Raw genomic sequence first — 24,765 nt, 5'->3', positions numbered from 1 at the left:
CCCGCCGGAGGCACAAATCTCTTGCGCGCGCGCCCAATCAGACGCCCCCGCCCATCAAAAACACCCGAAAGCTCACCCGCTGATGGCTGATCTGGCGAACCACCTGAACCCGCTCCACCCATTGATAGCTTGAACGCGGCCCATCCCGCCCAACCAGCCGATACCCCTCGGCGCCATATTGAGCGCGAATATGCTCCCCCTCTTCCGCACGGATCACTGTGTCGTCGACGCGAACCGTCTCCGCAAACCCGAGAGCGAGCAGCGCGTGGGCCTCATCTTCCGTCCAAGGGCGCAGCCGCCGCGCATCATCCCAAGCAAAGCTACACCGCAGAAGGGCCACCGCCTCCTCGGGCCAGGTCTCCAAATCATCTCGCTCCGCCCGCGTTGCGGTCAACAGCGGAAACACCTCGGGGTCAGAGACGCGACGCGCAGCCATCTGGTCGCGAATCGCCAAACCATAACGGGCGCAATGCACCAGCCCCGCCGGAATCCGCCCGCCGGGTGCCCCAAACGAGCCTTGAATGACCCAATAAAACGGATCGCCCTCTGCGGCCGACACATCCGGCGGCCCAGGCCGGGCCAGAAAGCCGGGAACATGCGCCTGCAACTCCGACAGAAAAGCCATCTCCCCAAAATGAGCCTGCCCCGTCAAATCCTCGACAGCGCCAGGCATCAAAACATCTGGCTCTTGCGCAACGGCCCAAGAGGCCCAAGCCGCCACCCCTGCCGCAATCAAACTGCATGGCCCCAATCTCATGCCAAAACGATAGCAGCCAAACCGGCAGATGCCAGCGCGGCTCCACAGATGTGATGTCGGAACGCACTAGGTCGCAGCAGCACCTAAACTGGTCAAGCGCCACGCGACCTTGCCCATAATCCCGCGACAGCGCGCGTTGGCGAGGACTCCGCCCAGGGGTCACGAGCCGACGCGCCGACACTGCCCATCAGGGCATATTCCAACCAAAGGGGAAGACGTGGCGCGGTTGACGGGGCTCGAACCCGCGACCCCCGGCGTGACAGGCCGGTACTCTAACCAACTGAGCTACAACCGCGCAGACGCGAAACAGGATGCAAGAGCGATGGTGGTGGCGCGGTTGACGGGGCTCGAACCCGCGACCCCCGGCGTGACAGGCCGGTACTCTAACCAACTGAGCTACAACCGCTCACCATCCGCCTTACGCATCCGCTTCGGCGTGACGTGTGGTCTATGCTGCGCACCGCGCCTCGTCAAGCGGGCATGCACTCAAAATCTCCACCCATCTGACTAAGGATTAGGATCCGCCCCGCGAACGCGTGGCGTCACCAGCCAAACAGGCCTCCAAGACGTCCAAATCTGGCCAGAACATCCGCCGCGCCGGGACGGTTTCGCCCAAAAGCGGATCGTCGAACACAGGTCCCTCGACACCACCCCAATGCCGATACACCGTCCGGGTCGCCTTGTTCTCCTCCAAAACAACCAGCGACAGAGATGACAGGCCACGCCGCCGCAAGTCGGCGCAGATTGCCCGCATCAGGTGCCGCCCAACACCCTTCCCGCGCATCCCGGCGCCAGTATGTAAGTTGTCCAGATACGGCCCCTCCTCATGGTGGGGATACCAAAGCGCAAAACCCGCCAAAGCGCCGTCCCACTCCGCCACCGCAACCTCAGCTTTGTCCAAAACATCGGGGACCCATTTCTGCGACATCATCGCCGTCAACGGCGCATCTAAAGCGCCAGCTTTGAAGCAGGGGGCATAGGTGGTTTGCCAATTGGCAATATGCAGGGCCCGAAGCCCAGGCAAGTCATCCTCACAGGCCGGGCGGATCACCAAACTCATGTCTCTGACGCCTGTCGTTCGCGCCAAAACACATAAAGCCCCGCCGACGCAATCAGCACAATCCCGACCCAAACCGCCGCTGACGGGACCTCGCCAAACACCACCCAGCCCCAGAAAATCGCCATTGGCAAAGCCGCGTATTCGAAGGGGGCCACGGTGGCGGGCGCGCCGGTCCGATAAGCCTGGCTGATCGCATAGCCAATGCCGCCACCCAAAACCCCAATCAGTACGAACATCCAAACGTCTTCGGTCGCGGGCCAGGTCCAGGCGCGCAGCAAGAAGATCAGACTGTCATGCTCGACCCGTTCGGCAAATCGCCCATCGCCGGCAACCAAAAAGAAAATCCCGCCGACACAGAGAAACGCACCCTGAATATAGATCGCCATCGCAGCAGCGCTCGATTTCACCCCAAGCTTCCGGGTCAACACATTCATCCCCGCATAGCCAAGGGCGGCCAAAATCGGCAAAGCCAATGTCCACCCTCCCGCCGCGCCGGCATCGGCGTCACTCCAGGGTTGCGTCATCACCACGACCCCCAAGAACCCCACAATCACCGCACCGAAACGCCGTGGACCCACCTTCTCCCCCAGAATCGGGATCGAGAGCAGCGTGATGAAGAGCGGCGCGACGAAAAAGATCGCCGTCGCCGTCGCAAGCGGCATCACCGCCAAAGCGGCGAAGAATGTCATATTCGCGAAGACGATCAACAGCGCGCGGATCAAATGCAAGCCAGGTTGCGTGGTCTTGAGCAGATGGAAACCGCCCTCCATCCGCAAAATCATCAGCGCAATGCAGATGCCAATGGCCGAGCGGATAAAAACCATCTGATGCAACGGATAGCCGTCCGACAGCGCCTTGATCATCATGTCGTTGATCGAGATGAAGAACATGGCCATCAGGATCAACCCAATGGCGGCCTTACCATCGCTGCCCGATTTGATCTCGACAGACTCAGCCATGTCACCCCTCCTCCCTGCCCGCTACGCGAAAAAACCGGTGCGCGCCAGAGCCAGCCGATCGGTCCGCTTGACGGATGGGGCCAAACGAAATAACCATCTAGTTATGGAACAATTTGGTTATAAAGAGGGGCACCCCAACCTGGACGCGGTTTTCGCCGCCCTGGCCGATCCAACGCGCCGGGCCATTTTATCCCGGCTTGCCCAAGGCGACGCGCCCGTCCACGACATCGCCGCGCCGTTTCAGATGAGCCAGCCCGCGATTTCGAAACATCTTAAAGTGCTGGAACGCGCCGGCCTCGTCGAACGGGCCATCGACAAGCAACGCCGCCCTGCCCGGCTGAACGCGGCGCATATGGCCGCCGCCGTCGCGTGGCTCAAGCAATTCGAACAGTTCTGGTCCGGCAGTTTCGACCAACTCGACACATTACTTGAAGATTTAAAGACGGTAGAGAGGACAGACCGATGACCGAGACTCCGATCTTTGTGCTGGAGCGTGAATTTGACGGGCCCGCTGCGCTCGTCTGGCGCGCCTGGACCGAGCCGGAGTTGCTCTCCCGCTGGTATGGGCCGGGTGTTGAGACCATCATCCATCAGTTCGACGTCGCGCCCGGCGGTCTCTGGCTGGGAGAGATGAGATGGAACGGAAACGCCAACTATCAGCGGGTTGAATATACCGAAGTGGTCGCGCCGGAACGCCTCGTCTGGCTCCATTCCATGGCCGATGCGGATTGGAACGTGATCGCCAACCCGATGATGCCGGATTGGCCCCGCGTCCTTCTGACCACCGTCACCTTTGGCGAGGTCGGAGGCAAAACCAAACTGCGGCTAACCTGGGAACCGCATGAGGCGACCGAGGCCGAGGTTGCCTGTTTTGCCGCTGCCCTCGCAGGTATGGACAAAGGCTGGGCCGCCGGTATGGAGATCCTAGCGGAAATCTTGGCCGAGCTGCAGTAAACGGCTGGTTTCAAAGGCAAGGAAACCCCGGTCCGCGCCGTTCTTGCACACTGGCAGCCCGGAGGAATAGGGTTTCTTCATCTGTGGGTTGGAGAGGCCTATGAGCGAACGCTTTGAGATCAGGCAAGCGCACAAACGTGATGAGCCCGCTATCCGATCCTGTGCAGAAAACGCTTATGATCAATATGTTGCAGCGATTGGGAAAAAGCCCGCCCCAATGGTCGCGGACTTCAGCTCTCTGATTGCGTCAGGTCATGCCTATGTCGCCGTCGACGCAGGGGCCGATGTCGTTGGGTTCATCATCTTTTATCAGGAGGGTGATCACATCCTTCTGGAAAACGTCGCCGTTCGCTCGGACACGACAGGTCGAGGTATCGGCAAGCGTCTCATCGAGTTTTGTGAGGCGGAGGCGAAACTGTCCAAAGCGACGTCGGTCAAACTCTACACGAACGAGAAAATGACAGAGAATCTGTCGATCTATCCACATCTCGGCTATCAGGAAATTGAGCGGAGACGAGAAGACGGCTTCAATCGCGTCTTTTTTGAGAAGCCCATTTAAGCAACGCCCGCTTCGGCGGCGAAGCGGGCGTTTAGAAAGAGCACGTGCGGAAAACAGCAAGCCTACCGCTCCGGCAGCGGGATGAACTCCTCCTTGTCCGTGGGTGGCAGTTGAAACCGGCCATGTTCCCAATCACCCGCGCGCCAGGCCTCTTTCGCCTCCTCGATCCGTTCCTTTGAGGAGGCGACGAAGTTCCACCAGATATAGCGCGGGCCTTCGAGCGTCTCACCGCCCAGGATCATCACCCGCGCGCCCTCTTCGCCGGCGGTCATCGACACCCGATCGCCAGGGCGGAAGACCATCATCTGCCCCGCCTCATAGCGTTGCCCCGCGATCTCGACGCGACCCGAGACCACATACGCCCCGCGATCCTCATGATCGTCCGGCATTGGCAGCCGCGCGCCGGGTTGCAGCAGCGCATCGGCATAGAACATCTCGGACGCGGTTTCGACCGGGGCCCGTTCGCCATAAGCGTTGCCGAGGATCAGGCGCATTTCTTTGCCCTCGCCTTCCAAAAGCGGCAGTTCGGATTTGCCCGCATGAACAAACGCGGCCTGACCGTCTTCGGCCCCTTTCGGGAGCGCGATCCAGGTCTGGATGCCGAAGAGATTGTAGGGCGCCTTCAACATCTCGCCATCGATCCGCTCCGAATGGGTGATGCCATGGGCCGCCGTCATCAGGTTCACCGCCCCTGGCTCGATCCATTGATCGGTGCCGAGGCTGTCGCGATGGTGGAATTTGCCCTTGTAGAGATAGGTCACGGTCGCCAGGCCGATATGCGGATGCGGCCGGATATCCACACCTTTGCCGGTGACGAACTCTGCCGGGCCCATCTGATCGAAGAAGATAAACGGACCAACCATTTGGCGTTTCGGCGCGGGCAAGGCTCGGCGCACCTCGAAATCGCCGAGGTCGCGGGCGCGGGGCACAATCACGGTTTCAATCGCGTCAACCGCGTCTTCGGTGGGGCAGTCGGGGTCCAGTGCAGGGTTCCAGCTCATCGGCAGGGCCTCCTTCGGCAAACTTGATTGCGGTAAAGGTAGGACGTGTTGGGCGGTTTGGGCAGGGGGATCGACCAACAGGCGCTGTGCGCAAACGCACGCTGCGCGGGCGTTGAGAAGGCTTCTGCGCGTATTGGATAGGCTCGATAGCCCCGCGCTGCGCATTGCTCAAATCTGGATTGATTGGTGGGTGATGAGAGGCTCGAACTCCCGACATCTTCGGTGTAAACAACTCGGTCCCTCCCCAAGCCATTCAAAGATAGCCAAGAGACCGCTTCGTATTCAGCGCCCGTTCTTGGTTTGGCCCATTTCCACAGGTTCAGCCAGGTTCAGTGAACCTTGGCGCACTTCGTGTTTTGTCAATGTGATCGCCTTTGTGGTCTCGCTATCGCTGACCGCAGAACAGGTCGTCGCGATGTCTGACGGTCAAGTGACGTGGTGCACATCATGAGCGGGCGTCGTCTACCACCGGGCGGCGGGATAATCATTGTCTCGATTGCCACGATCATCTTCTGGGTCGTTGCCTACGTGATCTTTTGGGGGCCATTCTGATGTCGGCTGATCAAAGGTGTTTTTGGGTTCCTCGGAAGTCGCTTTCACGAACTCACACGAAGTGGACGTGTCTTTCCTGCGGAGACATCCGCAAAGTGTTCGGCTCTGGCCCGCCCAAAACCTGCTCTATATCGCTTTTGCGCTTCGGACTCTACCTCAATAGCCCCCCCACACAGAAAGGAGGCCGTGATGGCTAAATGGGATTTCAGCGCTCAACTGTGGATCGAAACATGCTGTAAGTGCAAAACACGTTTCGGAATCTCAGATGAGGTCTATCGGGTCGCGCTGCAGCAAAGGGAGCATGGCTCCTTTCACTGCCCGCATGGTCACTCGCAGCACTACGTCACAGGTGAAACTGAGATTGAAAAACTCCGCCGTGAGCGCGACCGGCTTAAACAGAACAACGCCTATGAGGTTGATAGAAGGCGCGCTGCGGAGGCAGATGCGGAAGCCCAAAAGCGATCCGCAGCCGCCTACAAAGGAGCCGCAACGCGGATGAAGAACCGCGCCAAGGCTGGCGTCTGCCCGTGCTGCAACCGGACGTTCCAAAACCTCGCGAGGCATATGGCCTCTCAGCACCCAGACCATGAACTCAACAACGTGGTCGAGCTTGGACAGGCGGCCAATGACTGACCACCCCCTAGACCTCCGCCCCCATGAGGTGCGCGCCGCGCTGGATGGCCGCTTGTCGCTGATCGTGAGGCCGTTGGAAAACGTGCCGCCAGCGCCAGAGCCAGACTGTCACCCAAAGCACGTTCAAAAACACGAGGCACCTTATCTCGACGCCTATTGCTCACAGCACCGGACAGACACAAACCCACGCGGCATGTCTCGTTTTTGGAACTGGTGGCAGGTAGATGACCGAATGTGTTGGCCTCAGTTCGAAGTTCAGTTCGCCCCTGGGGATCGGCTCTGGTGCCGCGAGACGTGGCGCATAGGCGCTTGGCACTACAACAATGCAACAGTCGCGCTGGATTACGTGGACGGCCCGCGCAAAGAGTGGCTGGACGTTGATGACATCGACCAACTTCATCGCCTGATTGATGAGTCTCGTGAAGATGCCCGAAAGGCTAACGTTCGGCTGAGTGATCTAACATATTACGAATACACATGGCCCCCTGGCCATAGCCCAACGCGCTGGCGTCCCTCCATCACCATGCCCCGTTGGGCCTCCCGCCTGACCCTGACCGTCAGCGATGTGGACGTGAAGCGGGTTCAGGAGATCAGCCCGAAGGAAGCGCGTTCCACCGGCGTTGACCCGGTTCACATGGCCCCCGGCGGGCCTTACGGCAATCCGAGTGACGGTTGGCTTGACTACCGTGAAGGGTTCAAGCGCCAGCACCAAGACGCCTGGGACCGCAATCCATGGTGCGCCTTCTACAGCGTCACAGTCCAAGAAGGTGGCGAGGTGTCCGCATGATCATGACGCAGGAACCCGCGACACTAGAACAGGCAATTGACCAATCCGCTGCCTATGTGCGGCTTGCAATCGAGTGGTTCGATCCAACGCACATCGTCACGATGGTGTCTGGCGGCAACGACAGCGCGGCGACACATGCGCTAGCCGTCGAACTCGGGCTGCCCGTCGCAATGTCGATCCACGGACGAACGGGCTGCGGCCTTCAAGCAACTGAGGCCCATGTCGAGGCCAATTATGGGCACGATGCACCTTTGGTCATCGCTGACGCTGGCCGGGCGTATGAAGAATATGTGATGCGCAAGGGCTTCTTCGGCAAAGGCACCGACGCCCACAAAATGGCCTATCACGTGCTCAAGGCTGGCCCCTTCCGCAAGACTGTTTCCAAGGAACTGCGGCAGGGCAAGCGCAACACGCGCGTGCTCTTGCTCAACGGCGCATTCAGAGCAGAAAGCCCAAACCGATCCAAGACACTCAAGCGCGTCAGCATGGACCCCGCCGCCCCCATGAACATGTGGTTCAACCTGATCCACGATTGGACCCCAGAACTCCGCGACAAGTACCTCGCGAGCCGCAACATCCCTATCAATCCAGTTTCCAAAGCGCTCTGCCGGTCTGGCGAGTGTATGTGTGGGACGATGCAGACGGCGGCGCAGCGCATAGAGGCTGCGGCATTCGATCCGACCTGGGGCGCATGGCTTGACGATCTCGAAGCCGAAGCCCGCGCGGCGCATGGATTTGGATGGGGCGAGAGCAAGCCGCGAGGCACCCCCAAACAGCCCGATCTGTTTATGCCGATGTGCTCGGGATGCAGCGTCACAGTCCACCCCACCAATATCGACATGGAAGGATAGAGCGATGCTTGATCTTGCAGGAAATGGCGCGGTGATCTCGGAGTGCGGGCAATACCGCTATCGCTTGGACCGCCATATCGGCTGCGGCGAAAAGGTCTTCGCTTTTTTCGGCGTAAACCCATCCACCGCCGACGCTTCGCTTGACGATGCGACGGTGCGGAAATGGCGGGGGTTTAGTCAGCGCCTCGCAGCGCGTCGATTTATCGTTGGCAACGCATTTGCATTTCGCGCTACGGACGTTCGCGCGCTGGCATCAGAGCCTTTCCCGATGGGGCCTGAATGGCGTGACCACATCGACCGAATAGTCGAGGAGGCTGACTTTTTGGTTCCATGCTGGGGAGCAAGCGGGAAGCTGCCACGAGAACTGCATAGCCAACTCTACACTCTCATGTCGATTTTGCGCGAAACGGGCAAACCTCTCTTTTGCTGGGGACTGACGGCGAGTGGCGACCCCAAGCACCCGCTGATGCTCAGCTACGATACGCCGCTTGTCAGCCTTTCGGGAGCCCCCTCATGACCAGTAGAGACATGGAAGGATAGGACGATGAAAGAAAGGGTTATCGATCTTTTTTCGTGCATCGGATGTCATGCGCTTGGCTTTCACCGGGCCGGTTTGTCGTCGACCGTCGCTATGGTCGAGAAAGATGAGTTCCGCCGCTCTGTTCTGGCGCGGCGATTGCCGAACATCGCCCTGCATAGCACGGTCGAAGAATTCTCTCCGCCACCAGCCGATATTGTTTTCGGAGGTCCACCCTGCAAGGAGACGAGCGTTGCCGCAGCAATACATAACAAACGTACAGGCTTCAGTCTCTGGCCGGAAATGCTCCGAATTGGGATCAACGCCGGAGCTGAATGGATTGTCGTGGAGCAGCCGCCGGGACATTCGGCGTGGGAAGCCGAAGTGTGTAACGATCTTTCCAAAGCTGGTTTCCACGTCGCCCGACTTGAGTTCGGCGCTTGCGATCTTGGCGCACCTTACATTCGCCGGAGAGTCTACTTGGTGGCCTGCACCAGCTTGTCGCGATTGGAGGTCGCCTGGCGCGAGGGACCACGAGCGATTGAAGCAGTCGCGCGGGCAGCAAATGCCCGAGGTGCTTGGGACCCGGGTAAGCTCAGGTCTTTACGAGTGGATGCTCGATCTGCCGGAGAAATGGAGCGATCCAAATCAGCTTTGAGACGCAGCAGGCTTGAAGCGCTTGGCGACAGCAATCCGCCAGAAATGGCCGAAGTGATCGGAATGTGCATTGCCTCTGCCCTTACAACCCCGGAAACCCCCAATGACCAGTAGAGACGGAGGGGCGGCACCCAACCCAATCGGTTTCGACGATAGGCTGCTCGCCATTTGCGCCGCAGCATGTGCAGAGTTTGGCGATCCGCCGTGCTGGCAACTCCCCGATCTTGTTGATCCGTGCGAGCCGATCGCGCCCTGCGCGAATTGCTTAGCCCTCGCCGCTGACAACGCCGCCAAAGACGCGGAGATTGCGCGGTTAAAAGGCGGTCTTACCACAATCCACGCTTCATTACGTGAACGACAGGAGCGCTTGGGTGAAGAATTTGAGGCCGCTATCTTTGACGATTTGGAGAGTCTTTATGAGGACTAAACTGTCAATGACTTACACGCTAAAAGAAGCGGTTGAGCGCTCTCTCAACCCTCTGAATCTAGTGGTCGCAGCTATTGGCATTGGGAGTTCTGGATGTTGCGATTCCGTTATCTACTACAAGTAGGGCGCGTGGCGCATTCCAGCAATTTTCGGCTTCGCTATTCTGATCTATTGAGAGACGAGCTTCATGTTCTTTTGCTACTCGGTTTCGCCGTCTTTCAAGTATCTTTTGGCGGACATCGTCTGCGTCCATTCCGGTGTCCATGCAATAGGCCATGATAACCGCTTCCAACCCCCAAACGGCTTTGTAATCTCCCTCCCTGCCTTCAATGTCCGCCAAGTCGGAAAGAGTGTCTATTATGATCTCGTCTGGTGTCATCATTTCTGTCATCATCGGCCCCTGTCATTCTGGGGGTGAGACTTCAATGATTTGGTTAACAGCCTATTAACAATGGTTCTTATTGCTGGTTGTCGGTCTATTACGTCACGTCCTACGGCTAAGCAGAAGTCGCTCCTTCAGAACTCGTTCAAATGCAATCGCAGTATTCTCATGACCCCCAATGCGGGCAGCCGCGAGGCCCTTCTCAAGGGAGTCCTCGATAACAATCTGTTCGTCTCTCAGTGCAGTTATGCCGGGAATCCACGGCTGCTTCGCGCCTTTCGTAAGTTCCATTCTCTCGTCCTCAAGTTGATTCGATTTTTCCGCTTCAATTGTTGAGACAATCGAAACCTGAGGTTAAGAAAACCTTAATCGCCCTTGTTTGCATGGCGATAGTGCATCTCTCGGCGACAGTTCGCCCCATTGTTCGATATTGTAAAGCAACGATCCGCTAATCATCTGGCGTGTCGGGCGCGCGGTTGTCGGCTCCATTCTTCACGCTGAGGCCATTATCATAGACTCGCCTGATCTCTGATGGTCGCCGCCCACAGACGCGGCAATACATCTTATTTGCGATGGATCTGTCTTGATCTAGATCCGATGTTCTCACATTGTTCACGGCATGCTAGACAGATTCCAACCGATCAAACCGCCTCTACGATTCACCCATGCGCCCTGCTTCATCGGCGGAAAAACCGAGCCTGGCGACCGGGTTGTGCGGTGTAACGGTCACAATGTCGGGCGGGTACATCAGCGCGTGTCAGATTACAGCGGTCGCTGGCAATGGATGACCTGGGCCTATCCGGCCAGCCAGGGTGATGCACCGACCAATGAAGCCGCGCTCGCCATGGTGAAAGGGTCCGTCACGGTGCTGATCGAAAAGGATGGCGGGTTGACGCTCGACAAACGGCGCCCGCCGCAGAAGCGTTTCGGACGCTAGAACAATTCAGGGTCGATCTCTTCGATCAACTCAGGCCCATCATCGTCACGCCCAAAGGGCCGCACATCCCGCACCAGAAAGCGACCGGTCCAGCTTGTGCCCCAATCGCAATCTTCAAAAGTGAGCCAGGGCATCAGTTCATCATCCGATAGGATAACCGGCATGCGGCTGTGGATATGCGCAATCTCTGGCTCAGCCTCGCGCGTCACGATGGTGCAGGTCTCGGTGCCATCGGACAGCGTCGAATGCAGCCCCGCAAAGAAGAACACCGGATCATTGCGCTCAAGATAGATCAGATGTGGCTGTTTCTTGCCCTTTTGGCCTGTCCATTCGTAGTAGCCGGTTGCGGGCACCAGGCAGCGGTTCGAGCGCCAGGCGACGCGAAAGGTAGGGCTCGACGCCGCGCTCTCGATCCGCGCGTTGAAGGTGGTGGCCTTCCAGTCTTTTACGCCGCCCTTGTGCCAATGAGGCACAAACCACCACCGCGCATCGCTAGAGGCCAACGCGCCCGGCCGCCCGGTGACAACCGGCACAAACTGGGTTGGCTTGATATTGAAGCTGACCCGCGCCGGCTCAGGCCGAATAATCGACATCGCGTCGTGATATTCCGCCCAAGAGGACTCGCCTAAAACAAAACGTCCACACATGGATGCGATGAAAGCGGCGCTGGCGGCTCAGGTCAATGGCCTGATCTCGAAGACCTGCAGCTGCTCTGGTTGGGCGCTCACGGGCTATATGATGCTCGACCGAAACAGCGGTTCACAAAAACGAAGCGTTGCCAAGGTGCAGCCCGTGACGCAAACCCGTCGCCGTCTGATTTGCCCGAAAACGGATCGGCGATCTTGCCTGTTGGTCGATTAACAAATACGGACGGTATAAGCTTAGATCGTCCCACCATAAGACAGAGAACGCACGCAATGACCTACTCTCGAAAGAACCCGAGCGCGCGCTATATCGAGCTCGTGACCCAATATACGGACATCCATCGCGATGGTCTGCCGGATCAGCAGCTTGCGGGGGATGACGTGTACTTTGGCGCGAGCCTGCTGCAGCACCTGCCGAAGGTTAAGCTCCTGGCAAGAGAGGTGGGTGCCAAGTCGCTGCTCGACTATGGCTCCGGCAAAGGGCGCTACTATACAGCGAAAGACATCAAAATGCCGGATGGAACCACAATCCCAAGCATCAAGGAGTATCTGGGTCTCGACGATGTACATTGCTACGATCCGGCCGTACCCGAACACCGAGAGCCGCCGCAAGGGACGTTCGACATCGTGGTGTCGACCGACGCACTCGAGCATTGCCCTGAGAGCGACATACCTTGGATCATGGATGAGATATTCAGCTACGCGCGTTGCGCGGTCTTCGCGAATGTGGCAAGCTACCCGGCAAAGAAGACACTGCCAAATGGTGAAAACGCCCACGCGACACAACGTATGTCAGATTGGTGGGATGAGCTTCTGAAGGGCGTCTCTGCCAAGTATCCAGAGGTCAGATATCAGTTCGAGATCGTTCAGTTCGAGAAATCCCTTGCTACGCTCTTCCGAAGGCGGCGGCGGGTGCGAACGGTCAGCGGCTAGTCGTCAGGGATAGCCAGTCTGACACCGTAGCGCGTACCGACTGCATGACATCCTCCCAGTCCCGGCCATTGCGACGGACCAAGGTGGCATCTGGATACCACGGCGTGTGATCCTGGAAGTAGGGCCAACTCAGGTGGAAGCGGTCATCAAGAAGAACTATCATAGGCCGACCCATGGCGCCGGCAAGATGGGCGCCTGAATTGCTGATTGTGACGATCAGGTCAACCGCTGACAACTGTGCGGCAAACCCGTCCATATCCACAAACTGATCGATCTGCGGGTCTACTAAAACGTCGCATGAGCCGGCACGTTCTACGCGGGCTTTCGCTTTGGCCACGTCCCCATACTGAAGCGAGATGAAATGCGCATCCATGCCATTTAGAAGCCTGGCCCAGGCGTCAAAACTCGGTACATCCTTGCGTGAGTTCAAACTGCCCCAAGCGATGCCAATGAGCGGTTTGCCATCTGGCGCATAGCGTGCTCTGAGGCTCTCTGAGAGGTCCAAATCGGCTAGAATTGGGCGATGTGCCGCGGCAATTCTTTGTTCCGAAGTTGCGAACAGTGCGGGCAACCGTTCCAGACCGGCGTGATACTCATCTGGTGCGCAAACATCTTCGGGCATATCGTCTTCGTTCAGGAACGTCGCTGTGGGGAAGCTTCGCGAAAACATAGGGATCAGACGAGGTTCAAGATAAACCTTGCAACCCGGCGCCCGCTCCGCTGCGAGGCCGATCATGGATGCATATTGAATGGCATAGTGAATGCTCTGGCGATCGTAGCGCATCGGCGTGATGACGAGATTGCCGTCAGGGAGCGGCTGGCCTTCCCAAGGTTGCCCAGGCGCAACCGAAAGCAATTCATGCCCTTGAGCGCGTAGCTTGTATGCCCTAGGAAACTCGCCCAATCGCTCCAACGCCGTCGCCAGGTAGTGAAGTGTTTGTGCATCGGGTGCGGTTTGCGCTTCAGTCAGCGCTTGATCCAACGATCTGAGCCCAGCCGATTGTCCGCCATTTGCGACGGCGGCACCGATCGTCTGCTCGACTGTTTTTTTTGCATTCGGTTTGCGGGCGCTTTGTCCTGTCAATTTCTTCCATCCATTGCGCGCATCTTTCGCCAACCGGTGCGAAAGATCAGCAACGTAGCGGCGGTAAGAGCCATGATAAAAGCTTGGCATCTGCTTGAAAAACCTATGTCAAGGTGGGACGGTCGAGTTTGGTTCCGATCCCACATTGACTCCAGGTTAAGGGAATTGCAAATAGGGCCTCACCGAAAACTGAGGTAACAAGAGCAGGAAACTGCATGTCGGATTTAAGGGTATTCATTGGCTGGGATTCTCGGGAGTCCGAGGCGTACGATGTCGCTCGCCATTCACTGCTGCGCCATGCGAGCATCGACGTCGAAATCACGCCAATTAAGCTTCCAGATCTTATCGATCAAGGTCTTTACACGCGAGATGTTGACCCGCTGGCTTCAACAGAATTCACGTATTCAAGGTTTTTTACGCCTTACCTGGCCGGGTTTGATGGTTGGGCGCTTTTCTTTGACTGTGATTTTCTTTGGATTGACGATGTCGCTCCGCTCCTGGACTACCGGGACGACAGCAAAGCCGTGTTTTGCGTCCAGCACGATTACACGCCCAAAGAAACCCACAAGATGGATGGGCAGGTTCAAACCACGTATCCACGTAAGAACTGGTCGTCCTTCTTGTTTTTTAACGCCGGACACGCTTCCGTCCAGCAGCTCACACCGGACGTTGTGAATCGTGAAAGTGGTGCTTTCCTGCACCGGATGGCTTGGGTGGACGATAAAGAGATCGGCAGCCTTCCGACCGCCTACAACTGGCTCGAAGGCTGGAACGATGTTGCCACCGATGGCCCACCCCGCGCTGTGCATTTCACGCGCGGCGGCCCCTGGTTCAAAGAGTGGCAGGACGTCGACTTCGGCCCCGAATGGCTCGCTGAGCACGATCTTGCCAAAGCGAGTTGAAGGACGGGGCGGCCCCGCAAGTGGTACAAGGCAAGGTGATAGCTGACCTAGGTCGGAGGTCTCAGATCCGGCCCATCCTGAAGGCCAAGGCAACAATAAGTCCTAGCATGCGGTCTCGAAGCGGTATCCGGGCAACGCCAGAGCCCGGTTCGCGCTTGTAGCCGAAACTTTCGTAGTCGCGTGCAAACCAACTCCGAATAAGAGCCAGATCCTCCTCCGAGGTGTCGAAGTCCCCGACATGGGCATACGTCTCCGGACCCTGTAGAACAACCGCTGGCAGGTCTTTGGGGGCGAGAGAGGCCAGCCATACCGTCACTGCGTCGAGGCCGTCCTCAAAGTAGAAGACCTTTGCCTCCGGCGGGACAAAATCGCTCTGGCAGCGAAAATGATTGTCGAACACGGACGGATAAATGCGGCTCGCCACAAACATGACGCGGCACCAGCGCGTGAACCCGATCCGCGCGAGGGCCCGGCGTTTCCGCCGGTGCCGACTCTGGAAACGATATTCACTTTGCAGCCGTGTCACAGGATCACGGACAACAGCGAATACCTGATCAGGCGTGCGGTCGAGTTGGCCGCATGCTGTCGCCCAATCCATATGTTGCCGAGATGTTCCCAGCCGGTCTGAGATCCAGCCCCCGCGTTTCCATCTGTCGGTCCAGTCCGCGTCAATGAAACCGATGTTTCCAAACGCGTCATTCATCCAACGTTCAATGTTGCGTCCACCGGTTTTCGGTATGTGGCAAAAGTATAGAAGCATCCCATCGAGGTTTGAATATGGCAACAGGGTATCCCTTCCATCCGCCTTTGGTCAGGTTCTCATACTGACTGGCTGACCTTTAAATACCGCTGACGAGTGATGACTACCACATGTTGCAGTGCTTCGCTGACGGTATGCGTGCGCAGGTGCACCCCAAACCCTAGTTGCACGGCCACTGTCAAGCCGACGGCACCGATTGCCGCTGTCGACACAAAAAACCTTTGGGGCTCATCCATTAGAATCATGCCGTGACGTGGGCAATGGCTTCAGAGAGCTGCGTGGCTATCGCATGATGGGTGGTACGTGAGCGAAGGTGCTCCATTCGATCCAAGGCCGTCGCCCATTCCGGTCCGCCAAAACTGTCGAAGAGATGCCGTATACCCTCATTCAAAGCATCAGCCGACAGGTCATCAGCGAGATACGGGTAATCGTCCCCCAACAGGGGAATGACGTCATCCACCGCCCGGTTCGAGAACACTACGGCACCCAATGCAGCGGCTGAGACTCCCTTGGTGAAGGGCCGGTACGATCGGTCGGGGTCGCCAGCCAACGCATCTGCTTTCGGCGGTCTCACGCAGTAATGGCAGTTAAATTGACCCAACTGGTCGACGCTGCTCAAAAAAGCGGAGCGCGATGAAGCATCGAGAAACGTGATCTTACTCTCAAATTCAGGTGTCGTTGGCGAGTTATGTGACGACCCAAGAAACCCGATCCTAAGCTGATCCAGATGCCGTCGCTCGACATAATCCAGAGCTGAGTCGTAGTTGTGCAGTACAGTCGCGACTGTACCGCTGGTACGTCGGCCCTTTTTGTTCAGGCGGGCGAGCCGGGCTCTTAAGGCATCAGCGCCCACAAAAGACGTTGCAATGTGGCAATCGACACCCCAGGTGGGTCCTTCGCTGATCTTCAGATCGACATAGTCCACCAGAATTGCCGACGCTTTTCTTCGAAGGCGGTCCAGATCTTCGGATTTCCAACCAAGCACCGCGTTCTTTGAGAAAATATAGACGCTGTTCTTTGGTTCCAGCGCAACCCACGCTTTGGTCCAGGCTTTCTGTGCGTTGGAAACCGGACGAGTGACCACATCGAACTTATCGCCGTAAAAACGCTGCATATGGCTGGCCATCTGCGAAACACGCATCACGGAACTGCCCATGTTCCGCCGTGACCAGCGGAAAACAAAAACCAGCCTCTGCCGCCTGCGCAATTGCAAACTCCTAACGATCGCCCCTTATAGTGGAGGCTCTTGTAGCCATGTTTTCTGCATAGTGGAATGGTTCGGTAAGGCATTGACGTCGCCAGCCCGAGTACCGGTGACCAGCGGCTTGCCCGAAAACGGGTTTCTAGTTGGTATCCTATCAAGCAGTCCGGCTCGAATTCCGCGGCGCCCCATCAAGGAACCATGGCGATTTCGTTCACCGGGCAGTCGTTTGTTCGACCAGCGACGAACGGCTCCCTCTTGCTCGACACGCTGACTCTTTTGCTATTGCAGCGAACTTCCCATTTCCGCCCTCCACTTTGCCATACAGTCACATTTGTCTTGGCGATCTTCGTAGGGTGCATGTCTGGCACATTCAAACCGCAGTTCGCAGAGTGGAAGAGGGTCACTGCTGATCAAATCAGTCGCGATATGTCCGCAAGGGCCGCCAGGAAGTCTGCGGCCGATAGCGTGAGCTTCACCTCTCCCCGACCGGCTTGCTCACATCGATCGCCCACCGGACAAGAAGCGCGTGCCGATCCGCGCAGGTCCGATGATCGGCACGATCCCCAATCGCGATACTGATCGTGTAAGCCCGCCCGTCCAGTTCAGTTGGACCATCGCAGGCTTGTGTCAGTTCGGTATCCGGCGGGTCGGGCTTAATCGAAACCGGCCGCTCGATCGAGCGCGCGCAATTGCTCAGGAGCAAAACCGCAAGAAGCATCACCATCAGAGATCGCGTCATTGATCAGCCCCTGTGTGAGAGTGTCCAAACGTGTGCGGGCGGCAGCAAGATCCTCGGCCACGTCGCGATACTTTGCATTGACCGCAGCATTATCGGCCCGAGCCGCAAGCTCGGCCACCATCTGTGCCGCCTGACAGGCATCGCGGGATTGTCCTGCCCTAAACTCACCCCACCAAACCACACCGGCCGCCATCGCCGCTAAACTGGCGGCTCTGAGCCATCCTACAGTCATGCCACCCGTGCGCTTTCCATCCAGCCGGAGCTGATCACCTTAAAACCGGGGCAAAGCTTCGGCGCATAGTCATTGTGGCCGGACACGCGCTGAAGCCGCGTGCGGCTCGCGATCTCGGTGATCACCTCATGCAGGCTGATCCGCTGAGCTTCGGTGTAGAAGTCGACGAACCGCCCCATCCGCGTCACCCGCACAACCGGCACCAACGCCCAATGCAACACGCCGCGATTGCGCTCACGGCAGCCCGCGCCGATCATCTCATACGGGCGACCCGACGCGCGCGTGCCATCCGGCGCGATCAGGCCATGATAGCCTTCCGCGCGCCACCCATTCGGAGATCCTTGCCAACCCGGCGCAGTATGCAACGCGCGCACCCAGGCCATCATCTGCGCGGCGGTCTTGCCACGCCACCAATCCGCCGCCGTCGCGGTGGTGTGCACCATCACTTCATTCACCGGATACCGTGCCCGGCCCTGATAGATCATCCGATCATGCTCAAGCTCAGTCGCCCCGGCGTTGCCGAAGAGCGCGGCCATAAATGCCGCGTCTGGCACCCCATCCACCGGCAGACCATTCGCAGCCTGAAAAGCACGGATCGCGCCGCGCGTATCGTCACCGATGATGCCATCGGCCCCATGCGGCCCGATATCGAAGCCATTCCGGTCAAGCTGGATCTGCATTTCGCGATTTGTGGTCATTCGTCGTCACTCCGTTTTTCGGGCACAACCTGATCAACAACGCGGTCGGCAATGTCGTCGGCGCGGCTGGAAACGCGGTTCAAGAACTGTGCGATGAAATTGGCGATCCAGCCCGAGGCCACACCCGTCGCGGCCATGCCGATCTGCACCGGAAACGTGATCTCGAACGCCGACCAGGCGATGGCGGTCAGCGTTGCGAAGAAAACGGCCACACCTAGGATCGCCCAGACCTTGCGGCCATCGCGCCGGTGGCGGGCCATGACGCTTGCGCCAGCCGCTGCCAGCAACACGCCCGCAATATATTCGTGGCTTGGGATCGACACGCCGAGCCCCGCAAGGGCCAGCGCCAGATAGTCACGCAACACATTCGTCGAAGCGTGACCGGCCTCCATGGCCGCACGTCTGAGTGGCATATCCATGCCCCCTTCTCTTGCTCGATTTTCCGTTGGTTGGTGTGGTTGTGGCCCTACGGCCAGTGGCTGTCGTCGGCGAAATCAGCCGGGATCGGGTCCATGGCCAAAAGAACATCCATTGCGCCATAGATCGCGCCCGTGGCCGCCGCCAGCGCATCGCGCTTCGCAATCACTGTCGTGGCCAACTCCGCGACGGTGACGCCGCGCCCTGCCGCACGCGGAGTTAGAAAGGGTGTCGCCGCAGTTTGATCAACTAAGTACGCTTCAGCCTCCTGAATCTGCACAGGCCAAGTCTCGCGTTCGCACACGAGGTATTCTGCGACCAGGGCCTCAGCACGCCGGCCAGCCTCACCGCGCACATCGGCGATCGTCGGCGGCTCCACCGGCGGTGCTTCAAAGATATCGTCCGGCAGACGCCGGTATCCAGGCAAAACGTGGTCGGGCACCTCGATCCATTCGTCAGATGGCGGTTCGACAAAGGACACCACAGTAACGATGTTATCGACGATAAGCGCGGTTTTCATATGCGCTCTCCCTCTACAAAGGCAAAGACCTCGTGTGGCGTCTCCGTTCCGTAAGTACGACCGACACCGATGCGTTGGGCGCCGGCGGTCGACGTGGAGATCGCTTCCAAGCGCAGCGTCTGCCCCGCACTGACATATGCCCGACCCAGGGAGTTGTTTGGTAAGGATTGCTGCGCATAGTTGATCACCGTATTTCCGAGACCAACCGCGTCGCCAGTAACCGCGTCCGCCAGCCGAGCGCGCGCGAATGCTCGGTCGGTCCCCAGGACCACACCAAATCGCAAGAAGCAGTTCGCATTGACCGTGAATTCAGGGCCGCTTGGAGTGACAAGACCGGCTGTATCCGAGACTTCGGTGTTCAGGTTCACCGTCTGCCACGTGTTTGCCGCAGCGAAGTTTGCGCCAGCGGTTCCTGATGGCTCGCGAAGTTCGAGCACGAAAGACTCTCTACCCCCACCAAATTGCTGCCAAGCGCCCCAGCTCGATCCGACCTTCGCCGCCCAAAACTCTTCGCCACTGTCGCGCTCCTTGATCACCAGAAACTGATTGGTTTCTGAAACGTACGACGACCAGCCGTGGAAACGACGGTTTGCGATTGGCGCGTTGGGTTTGTTGTGGCCACTCACGATTCCTGTTCGATTGATCGTATGCCAATCGTCAACATCGATGGATACATCTAGGCCCAGGTGCGCAAGCTGAGCATCAAGGTCAGCGGCTCCCAAAAGGTTGTAGCCCGCTGGCGTCGCATCAAACAGCGATACGCCATCCTCACTGCCGTTGACCTGTAGGACGCTGCCAGCGCGACCACTCAAATTAGGAAGATTACCGGTAAGAAGCGCGTTGGCCTGCTCTTCATTGTAGTCCACAACCTCCGACATGTAAGCCGTCAGCGTCGGCCAGAACGATACGTTTACTTCGGCTCGGTCGCTGAACGTATCCGGCTGACTGCGCAGAGCGGGGGGTGGGACTGTTGGCGCAACTGGTTTTGTCATCTTAAACCATTCCTTGAACTTGGATTGAGAGGATCGAGTTGGGGCCTGCCTGATAGACGAGCCGGTAGTCTCGAGCGAAGCCGTAGACATTCGCCGCCAAGGCGGCGCGATCATCGCCAACCCAGACCGCCGGAGCACCGCCACGAAGGGCGCGAAGCTTCTCGAAGGTTACGAGAACAGAGGCTGTTGGTACGACCACTTCAAGATCGGCTAGGCGTGTTGCCTCGCGGACCGTCCGCGTCAGATTTCCAAACTCGTCATTTTGAACGAAGCTAAAATCGAGGCCTGACAAGCCAGTGCCGGGTGTGACCACCTCGCCAATCTCACTAACAGGTCCAACTGCAAGCTGGCCAATCGCTGCGATGCCGCCCGTGTTAGTGACAGTCACCTTAACGACGCCATTGGCGTATGGCGGCAAGTCGGTGATGATGAACTCGGTCAGCGGCGCAAGATCGGCAAAATAGTAGTCGTACCAATTGGCGACGCTTGCGGCGGCGTAGAGATCAATCGTCCGTTGAAACACAACCTCGTCCGGTGATCCCGGGATGTACACTTCCACCGAAACGGCGGTTCCCATTACTCCGAAACCGGCGATCCCACCAACAAACTCGCCTGGGGCAACCTCAAGAGCAATCTCATCTGTCATTGTTGCTTGGACGCTTGGCTTTTGGTCGAACATCTTCCAGCGGTTGGTTGCTGAAATGATCTGCCAATTAACGGGATCAGGATCGTCGATCAGCGGGTCCGCCAGCGCCGTCATCTCTAGATCAGGATCGTTTCCTTGGTTTGAGGATGTGAGGCTGCGATAGACTGTGTGGGTAGACGTAGAGATAACGAAATCACCTCGCGCGTAGGCCGTGCCGTTGTCCCACTCCGCATGGTCGTTTTCGGGGATATTGCTGCTGAGGAGTTTCTCATCCGTCACCGTGATCGGCGTGATGATCTTCATGTAGTCGGCTCCAGATCGGTACGTTGCTGAATGGCAAGGATACTGCTGTTGATGCGGGCGTTGTTCAGATCGCCTTCTCGAATTGCGGTCACGACTTCACGAAGAAGATCAGCCATCTCAGCATTGTTGGCGGCTACCACCTGCTCCATTGACTGCCGATAGCCACCCGCAGTCGCTGCATAGGTCGCATCAGCCAGCGTCCGATAGAGCCCCTGCCCCGTCATTGCGTCGTTCAGAGCATTCACTTCCTGGGTGATCTGGGCAAAGGCCGGAGAAAGCTTGATCAGCGATGCGACAAGCTCGCTGTCACCAAGCTGGTCCGCTTCATCCACCAGGGATCGGAATGCCGCCCGCGACGCTGGTAGCGTGTCGATACCAAGCGCAGATAGCTCCGCATTCAGAAGCTGCGTTGCGCGCGCCGTCCGCTCCGCATCTGAGAAGAAGTTCTGGTAATAGCTGCCGGTTGCTGTCGTGAACTCATCCAATGTGCCGAAGAGATCTACAAAGGCGGACGCCGCGGCTCCACCGGCAAGGCTGATGTCGTAGAGCTTGAGCTGTAGATTGCTCATCCAGTGGTTCGTCGTGGTCAGGCTGTTGGCCAGCCGCTCCAAGGTTTCGGAAGCCGTCTCCCCGACCCGGGCGAACCCTGTCAGGCCCGGGATCATATCCGCCATCGCATCTGCCGCGCCGGTCAGCGCTTTCGTGACGGCAGACTCAGCATCTTCCTCGCTGAGGCCGCGTGTGCTGATCCGCATCGTGTGCGCAAAGCCGTCGAACGTGCTGGATGCAAAGCCAAGCGCATCCGCCGCGCTGTAGACCCCATCCCGCAAGGTATCCACCATGCCGGTGATCGCGGTTGTCGTTTCTTCATCCGCGTCTGTCAGATGCGTGCGCACCTTCTTCGACAGGCCCCAGAACCGCTTGGTCTGAACAACTCTGAACTCCTGAACAAACGTATCCATGTTGTCGATTGTCACACTAAGACCGGCGTCCAACTCCTTGGTGCGCTTGCGGAAGAAGCTGAACGCAGCCGCGACTGCGCCCAGGACGGGGATGGCTGCACCTATCGTGCCTGCAAAGCCCAGACCCGCAGCGTTGGCTCCGATGTTGAAGACATTACCGAGACCGCCGGACAGCGCATTGCCGAGACCACCGAGAAGCCCCGTACCGCCGCCTAGACCACCGAAGCCGAGAATAGATCCGGTGTTGCCGAAGGAGCCGAGGAAGCCGCCCAGGAGGCCCTGACCGGACGCGAGGTTGCCTAGCCCCCCACCCTTGCCGTCAACGACTTGAGCGACCGCGCCTGTCGCACCACCACCCGCAAAGCCGACCGCAGGCATGACGATCCTATTTCTCAGCGCGAGCATGGTGATGCTGATGAACATGTCGCGGAACTCCCCTAGAACCGCTTGAGTGAACGATCGGACATCACGGAAGCCGCGCCGCATCCAATCGCTGAACGCATCGGACACGCGGTCTACGGATCGGCTCATGTTGCCGCGCATTTCTTCTGCGAAATCGGCGGCTGCTTGTTCGGACTTGGAGAGTTGTTTGGATGTCTCGGAGAGGGCGGAGGATGCCCGACCCGAAGAACTGGCAAGGTCGTCTGTTGCCGAGGTCGCCTCCTCCGTTTCTTGACGAAGGTCCGCCATTATCTCTGTCAGACGCTCCATGCGTGCGCCCTGCTCTGCCGCCTCACGGTCAAAACGAGGGTCTCTCGGATCGTAGATGGGGGTCTGAGACGCCTGAGCCGCGCGTCCAATCAACCCCATCATTTGCATCGCGCGATGGAGCGAAATCCCAAGTTCGTTGGCGAGGTCGCGTGCGCCCGAAATTGCTGGCCCGAAATCGACCCCGAGAATCTCACTGCTGAGCCTAGATGCGGTCTCGGTCGCCTCTTCGACGGGCTCGCCCAACGTAATTGCCGCACCAGTCGCGGTTTCAAGAGCTGTCTCAATCAACTCTATTGTTCGAAGGGCGGCGCGGTACTCGTCGTCCGTTTCCCCCGCAACCGCGAGCAGACGGTTCTGCATCTCAACATTACCTCGTAGCCGTTCAATCATGGCGCGGTAATCGTTGATCTGGCGTTGGCTAGCCCTGTCACCGGCCTCGTTGATCCTGGCCTGCATGCGCTGAACCTCTGAGAACGCTGCGACCTGTTCATTCGCGAGGCGCTGAAACTGATCTGACGCTCGGATTGAAGATTCGAGTTCTTGCCGCTGTGCATCAGCCGAAGCGAGGTGCGCCCGCGCTTGCGCCAGTTTCACACCCGCAACGTCGATGGACATGGTGCGCCCCTGGGTGAGCGTTCCGGTCAGTGCATCAATCTTTGCGATTTCCTGATTTATCCCGGCAGCGGCGGCGTAAGATGCCTCCGAGAGTGCGACCGTGCTGCGAGAAAATCCAAACACTCGCGGGCCTGCTCGCCCGACGAACGAAATCAACGACCCGAATAAATCGACCAGTTCAGACGTTGCCCGGACCACGCCGGTGATGCCTCGCACTGTCGCACGCAGCACCGCTGTCAGCCCGGCGTCGCCCAAGGCGATGACGAGTCCCTGCACCGATGACCAGAGGCTATCCAGATCGCCGGAAAGATTGTCACGGATCGTCCCGGCCATCCGGCTGGCCTCGCCCTCGACGTTCGAAAGCTCCTCCGTCAACTCGCTGAGGCGACCTGCCTGGCTTGTGAGCGCCAAAATGGCAGGACCACCGCGATCTCCGAAAATCGTAAGGGCGTCTGCTGCGCTGATACCCGAAGCCGCTAGGCGATCCACAATATCCACGACGCTTGTAGTGGCCGGGTCCACCTCTTCGAGCGTCACGCCCAAGCTGTGAAGCGCGGCAGCAGCCTGGCTGGTTGGATTGGCCAGCGAAGATAAGACACGGCGCAACCCGGTGCCCGCCGCCGAACCTTGAATCCCGGCGTCCGACAACACGCCAACCGCTGCTGCCGCTTCGCCCAAATCGACACCCATCGCGGCTGCGACAGGGCCGACGAAGCTCATTGCGCTGCCTAACTGCGAGACATCCGTGTTCGCTCGCGAGGATGCAGCGGCCAACACGTCCGAGACATCGGCGGCGTCTTCAGCAGCGATGCCAAAGGCGCTCATGATGTTTGACGCGGTGTCGGCAGCTTGTGCCAAGTCCATGGACGCAGAGGTGGCGAGGTCCAAAACGGCTGGAATCGCGGAAATGCTCTCGGTTGCTGTGAAGCCTGCCATGCCCAAGAAGCGTAAGCCGCCGGCCGCTTGCGATGCGGTGAACTCCGTGGTTGAGCCAAGCCCCGACGCCGTATCCCGCAGCCTCTCCAGTTCATCGGTGGTTGCACGCGTGATCGCTTGTACTTGCGACATCGATCGGTCGAACTCTGAGATCGTTCGAACCGCAGCGCCAAGCGAGACCATGGCCGCAGCCGCGCCAACGAAAGAACCAGCCATCGCCGATGCGCCTCTCGCTGCTCTGCCGAATGTCCGACTTAGCCGAGTGGAGGCGCGTTCTGCGTTAGCACCGGAGCGGGTGAAGTGGTCAAGGTCTCGCTTGGTGCCGCGAATAGCGCTGCCATCAATAGCGATGCCGAGATGTGCGATTGTTGTCATCGGCAAATTCCTTGTCAGAAGCAAGAAAAGCCCCTAGCGTTTCTAGCTGAGGGAGTTTT

Annotated in this window: 28 protein-coding genes and 2 tRNA genes; 12 read left to right on the top strand and 18 right to left on the bottom strand. The window is 58.6% G+C overall.

Features of this window, described 5'->3' with window-relative positions; genetic code table 11:
• Positions 1-37: 37 nt before the first annotated feature.
• From GTF44_RS08240 to GTF44_RS08220, 5 genes are all read right to left on the bottom strand, one after another.
• On the bottom strand, positions 38-673 hold the full coding sequence (locus GTF44_RS08240; RefSeq protein ID WP_171560794.1) for a hypothetical protein: 636 nt from the start codon (positions 671-673) through the stop codon (positions 38-40).
• 302 nt (positions 674-975) lie between these two features.
• Positions 976-1,052, bottom strand: a tRNA-Asp gene (locus GTF44_RS08235).
• Positions 1,053-1,086: 34 nt separating this feature from the next.
• Positions 1,087-1,163: transfer RNA gene (locus tag GTF44_RS08230), tRNA-Asp, on the bottom strand.
• A 108-nt stretch (positions 1,164-1,271) separates the two neighbouring features.
• Positions 1,272-1,817, bottom strand: coding sequence for a GNAT family N-acetyltransferase (locus GTF44_RS08225; RefSeq protein ID WP_171560791.1), 546 nt, complete (start codon positions 1,815-1,817; stop codon positions 1,272-1,274).
• On the bottom strand, positions 1,814-2,776 hold the full coding sequence (locus GTF44_RS08220; protein ID WP_171560788.1) for a DMT family transporter: 963 nt from the start codon (positions 2,774-2,776) through the stop codon (positions 1,814-1,816). Before GTF44_RS08220 ends, GTF44_RS08225 begins: the two co-directional genes overlap by 4 nt.
• Positions 2,777-2,843: 67 nt before the next feature.
• Between GTF44_RS08220 and GTF44_RS08215 the strand changes: the two genes are divergently transcribed.
• From GTF44_RS08215 to GTF44_RS08205, 3 genes are all read left to right on the top strand, one after another.
• On the top strand, positions 2,844-3,242 hold the full coding sequence (locus tag GTF44_RS08215; protein ID WP_253261271.1) for a helix-turn-helix transcriptional regulator: 399 nt from the start codon (positions 2,844-2,846) through the stop codon (positions 3,240-3,242).
• The gene (locus tag GTF44_RS08210) at positions 3,239-3,730 is read left to right on the top strand and encodes an SRPBCC domain-containing protein (protein ID WP_171560785.1); all 492 of its coding nucleotides are present in this window, start codon (positions 3,239-3,241) and stop codon (positions 3,728-3,730) included. The genes GTF44_RS08215 and GTF44_RS08210 overlap by 4 nt, the downstream gene beginning before the upstream one ends.
• Before the next feature lie 100 nt (positions 3,731-3,830).
• Positions 3,831-4,289: a GNAT family N-acetyltransferase gene (locus GTF44_RS08205; RefSeq protein ID WP_171560783.1), complete on the top strand. Its 459-nt coding sequence runs from the start codon at positions 3,831-3,833 to the stop codon at positions 4,287-4,289.
• A 62-nt stretch (positions 4,290-4,351) separates the two neighbouring features.
• On the opposite strand, the gene GTF44_RS08200 is transcribed toward GTF44_RS08205, so the two are convergent.
• Positions 4,352-5,290 carry a pirin family protein gene (locus tag GTF44_RS08200; RefSeq protein WP_171560780.1) on the bottom strand — a complete coding sequence of 313 codons (939 nt, stop codon included), beginning with the start codon at positions 5,288-5,290 and terminating at the stop codon, positions 4,352-4,354.
• A 741-nt stretch (positions 5,291-6,031) separates the two neighbouring features.
• Here GTF44_RS08200 and GTF44_RS08195 point away from each other — a divergent pair.
• From GTF44_RS08195 to GTF44_RS08170, 6 genes are read left to right on the top strand one after another with little or no spacing between them, the layout of a single operon-like run.
• Entirely contained in the window at positions 6,032-6,475 is a 444-nt protein-coding gene (locus tag GTF44_RS08195) for a hypothetical protein (RefSeq protein WP_171560777.1), read from the top strand.
• Positions 6,468-7,262: a hypothetical protein gene (locus tag GTF44_RS08190; RefSeq protein WP_171560775.1), complete on the top strand. Its 795-nt coding sequence runs from the start codon at positions 6,468-6,470 to the stop codon at positions 7,260-7,262. Before GTF44_RS08195 ends, GTF44_RS08190 begins: the two co-directional genes overlap by 8 nt.
• A gap of 2 nt (positions 7,263-7,264) precedes the next feature.
• A complete protein-coding gene (locus tag GTF44_RS08185) occupies positions 7,265-8,113 on the top strand; it encodes a phosphoadenosine phosphosulfate reductase family protein (RefSeq protein ID WP_171560772.1) in 849 nt (282 codons plus the stop codon).
• A 4-nt stretch (positions 8,114-8,117) separates the two neighbouring features.
• Positions 8,118-8,630, top strand: a complete 513-nt coding sequence (locus GTF44_RS08180; protein ID WP_171560769.1) for a DUF1643 domain-containing protein — start codon at positions 8,118-8,120, stop codon at positions 8,628-8,630.
• 27 nt (positions 8,631-8,657) lie between these two features.
• Positions 8,658-9,401, top strand: coding sequence for a DNA cytosine methyltransferase (locus GTF44_RS08175; protein ID WP_171560767.1), 744 nt, complete (start codon positions 8,658-8,660; stop codon positions 9,399-9,401).
• The gene (locus GTF44_RS08170; protein ID WP_171560764.1) at positions 9,391-9,714 is read left to right on the top strand and encodes a hypothetical protein; all 324 of its coding nucleotides are present in this window, start codon (positions 9,391-9,393) and stop codon (positions 9,712-9,714) included. Before GTF44_RS08175 ends, GTF44_RS08170 begins: the two co-directional genes overlap by 11 nt.
• 58 nt (positions 9,715-9,772) lie before the next feature.
• Here the strand turns inward: GTF44_RS08170 and GTF44_RS08165 are convergent, their stop codons facing one another.
• Complete coding sequence (locus GTF44_RS08165) at positions 9,773-10,108, bottom strand: hypothetical protein (protein WP_171560761.1); 336 nt, start codon at positions 10,106-10,108, stop codon at positions 9,773-9,775.
• A 607-nt stretch (positions 10,109-10,715) separates the two neighbouring features.
• On the opposite strand from GTF44_RS08165, the gene GTF44_RS08160 reads away from it, so the two are divergent.
• The gene (locus tag GTF44_RS08160; RefSeq protein WP_171560759.1) at positions 10,716-11,033 is read left to right on the top strand and encodes a hypothetical protein; all 318 of its coding nucleotides are present in this window, start codon (positions 10,716-10,718) and stop codon (positions 11,031-11,033) included.
• Here the strand turns inward: GTF44_RS08160 and GTF44_RS08155 are convergent.
• Positions 11,030-11,680: an SOS response-associated peptidase gene (locus GTF44_RS08155; protein WP_171560756.1), complete on the bottom strand. Its 651-nt coding sequence runs from the start codon at positions 11,678-11,680 to the stop codon at positions 11,030-11,032. The two genes, GTF44_RS08160 and GTF44_RS08155, sit on opposite strands and share 4 nt — an antisense overlap.
• 270 nt (positions 11,681-11,950) lie before the next feature.
• On the opposite strand from GTF44_RS08155, the gene GTF44_RS08150 reads away from it, so the two are divergent.
• Positions 11,951-12,610 (top strand): methyltransferase domain-containing protein, encoded by a 660-nt coding sequence (locus tag GTF44_RS08150; protein WP_171560754.1) that lies wholly within the window; start codon positions 11,951-11,953, stop codon positions 12,608-12,610.
• On the opposite strand, the gene GTF44_RS08145 is transcribed toward GTF44_RS08150, so the two are convergent.
• Positions 12,600-13,784, bottom strand: coding sequence for a hypothetical protein (locus GTF44_RS08145; RefSeq protein WP_171560751.1), 1,185 nt, complete (start codon positions 13,782-13,784; stop codon positions 12,600-12,602). The genes GTF44_RS08150 and GTF44_RS08145 overlap by 11 nt on opposite strands.
• 125 nt (positions 13,785-13,909) lie before the next feature.
• Here GTF44_RS08145 and GTF44_RS08140 point away from each other — a divergent pair, with 125 nt between their 5' ends.
• Complete coding sequence (locus GTF44_RS08140; protein WP_171560748.1) at positions 13,910-14,596, top strand: glycosyltransferase; 687 nt, start codon at positions 13,910-13,912, stop codon at positions 14,594-14,596.
• Between the two features lie 61 nt (positions 14,597-14,657).
• Here the strand turns inward: GTF44_RS08140 and GTF44_RS08135 are convergent, their stop codons facing one another.
• The 9 genes from GTF44_RS08135 to GTF44_RS08095 all read right to left on the bottom strand — a co-directional run bounded on the left by GTF44_RS08135 (position 14,658) and on the right by GTF44_RS08095 (position 24,547).
• Complete coding sequence (locus tag GTF44_RS08135) at positions 14,658-15,356, bottom strand: sulfotransferase family 2 domain-containing protein (protein ID WP_171566031.1); 699 nt, start codon at positions 15,354-15,356, stop codon at positions 14,658-14,660.
• 241 nt (positions 15,357-15,597) lie between these two features.
• Positions 15,598-16,497, bottom strand: a complete 900-nt coding sequence (locus GTF44_RS08130) for a hypothetical protein (RefSeq protein WP_171560731.1) — start codon at positions 16,495-16,497, stop codon at positions 15,598-15,600.
• A 716-nt stretch (positions 16,498-17,213) separates the two neighbouring features.
• Positions 17,214-17,531, bottom strand: coding sequence for a hypothetical protein (locus tag GTF44_RS08125; RefSeq protein ID WP_171560728.1), 318 nt, complete (start codon positions 17,529-17,531; stop codon positions 17,214-17,216).
• On the bottom strand, positions 17,528-18,229 hold the full coding sequence (locus tag GTF44_RS08120; protein WP_171560726.1) for a peptidoglycan-binding protein: 702 nt from the start codon (positions 18,227-18,229) through the stop codon (positions 17,528-17,530). Before GTF44_RS08120 ends, GTF44_RS08125 begins: the two co-directional genes overlap by 4 nt.
• Complete coding sequence (locus GTF44_RS08115; protein ID WP_171560714.1) at positions 18,226-18,642, bottom strand: hypothetical protein; 417 nt, start codon at positions 18,640-18,642, stop codon at positions 18,226-18,228. The genes GTF44_RS08120 and GTF44_RS08115 overlap by 4 nt, the downstream gene beginning before the upstream one ends.
• Positions 18,643-18,695: 53 nt before the next feature.
• Positions 18,696-19,166 carry a hypothetical protein gene (locus tag GTF44_RS08110; RefSeq protein WP_171560711.1) on the bottom strand — a complete coding sequence of 157 codons (471 nt, stop codon included), beginning with the start codon at positions 19,164-19,166 and terminating at the stop codon, positions 18,696-18,698.
• On the bottom strand, positions 19,163-20,158 hold the full coding sequence (locus GTF44_RS08105) for a hypothetical protein (protein WP_171560709.1): 996 nt from the start codon (positions 20,156-20,158) through the stop codon (positions 19,163-19,165). The genes GTF44_RS08110 and GTF44_RS08105 overlap by 4 nt, the downstream gene beginning before the upstream one ends.
• A gap of 1 nt (position 20,159) precedes the next feature.
• A complete protein-coding gene (locus tag GTF44_RS08100; RefSeq protein ID WP_171560706.1) occupies positions 20,160-21,107 on the bottom strand; it encodes a hypothetical protein in 948 nt (315 codons plus the stop codon).
• Positions 21,104-24,547 carry a phage tail tape measure protein gene (locus GTF44_RS08095; protein ID WP_171560703.1) on the bottom strand — a complete coding sequence of 1,148 codons (3,444 nt, stop codon included), beginning with the start codon at positions 24,545-24,547 and terminating at the stop codon, positions 21,104-21,106. Before GTF44_RS08095 ends, GTF44_RS08100 begins: the two co-directional genes overlap by 4 nt.
• Positions 24,548-24,765 lie beyond the last annotated feature (218 nt).

Source organism: Roseobacter sp. HKCCD6576-2 (genome assembly GCF_013179285.1).
Classification (GTDB): Bacteria; Pseudomonadota; Alphaproteobacteria; order Rhodobacterales; family Rhodobacteraceae; genus Rhodophyticola; species Rhodophyticola oceani.
Note: the sequence above shows the minus strand (reverse complement) of the source record. Positions and strands in the feature narration are given on the sequence as shown.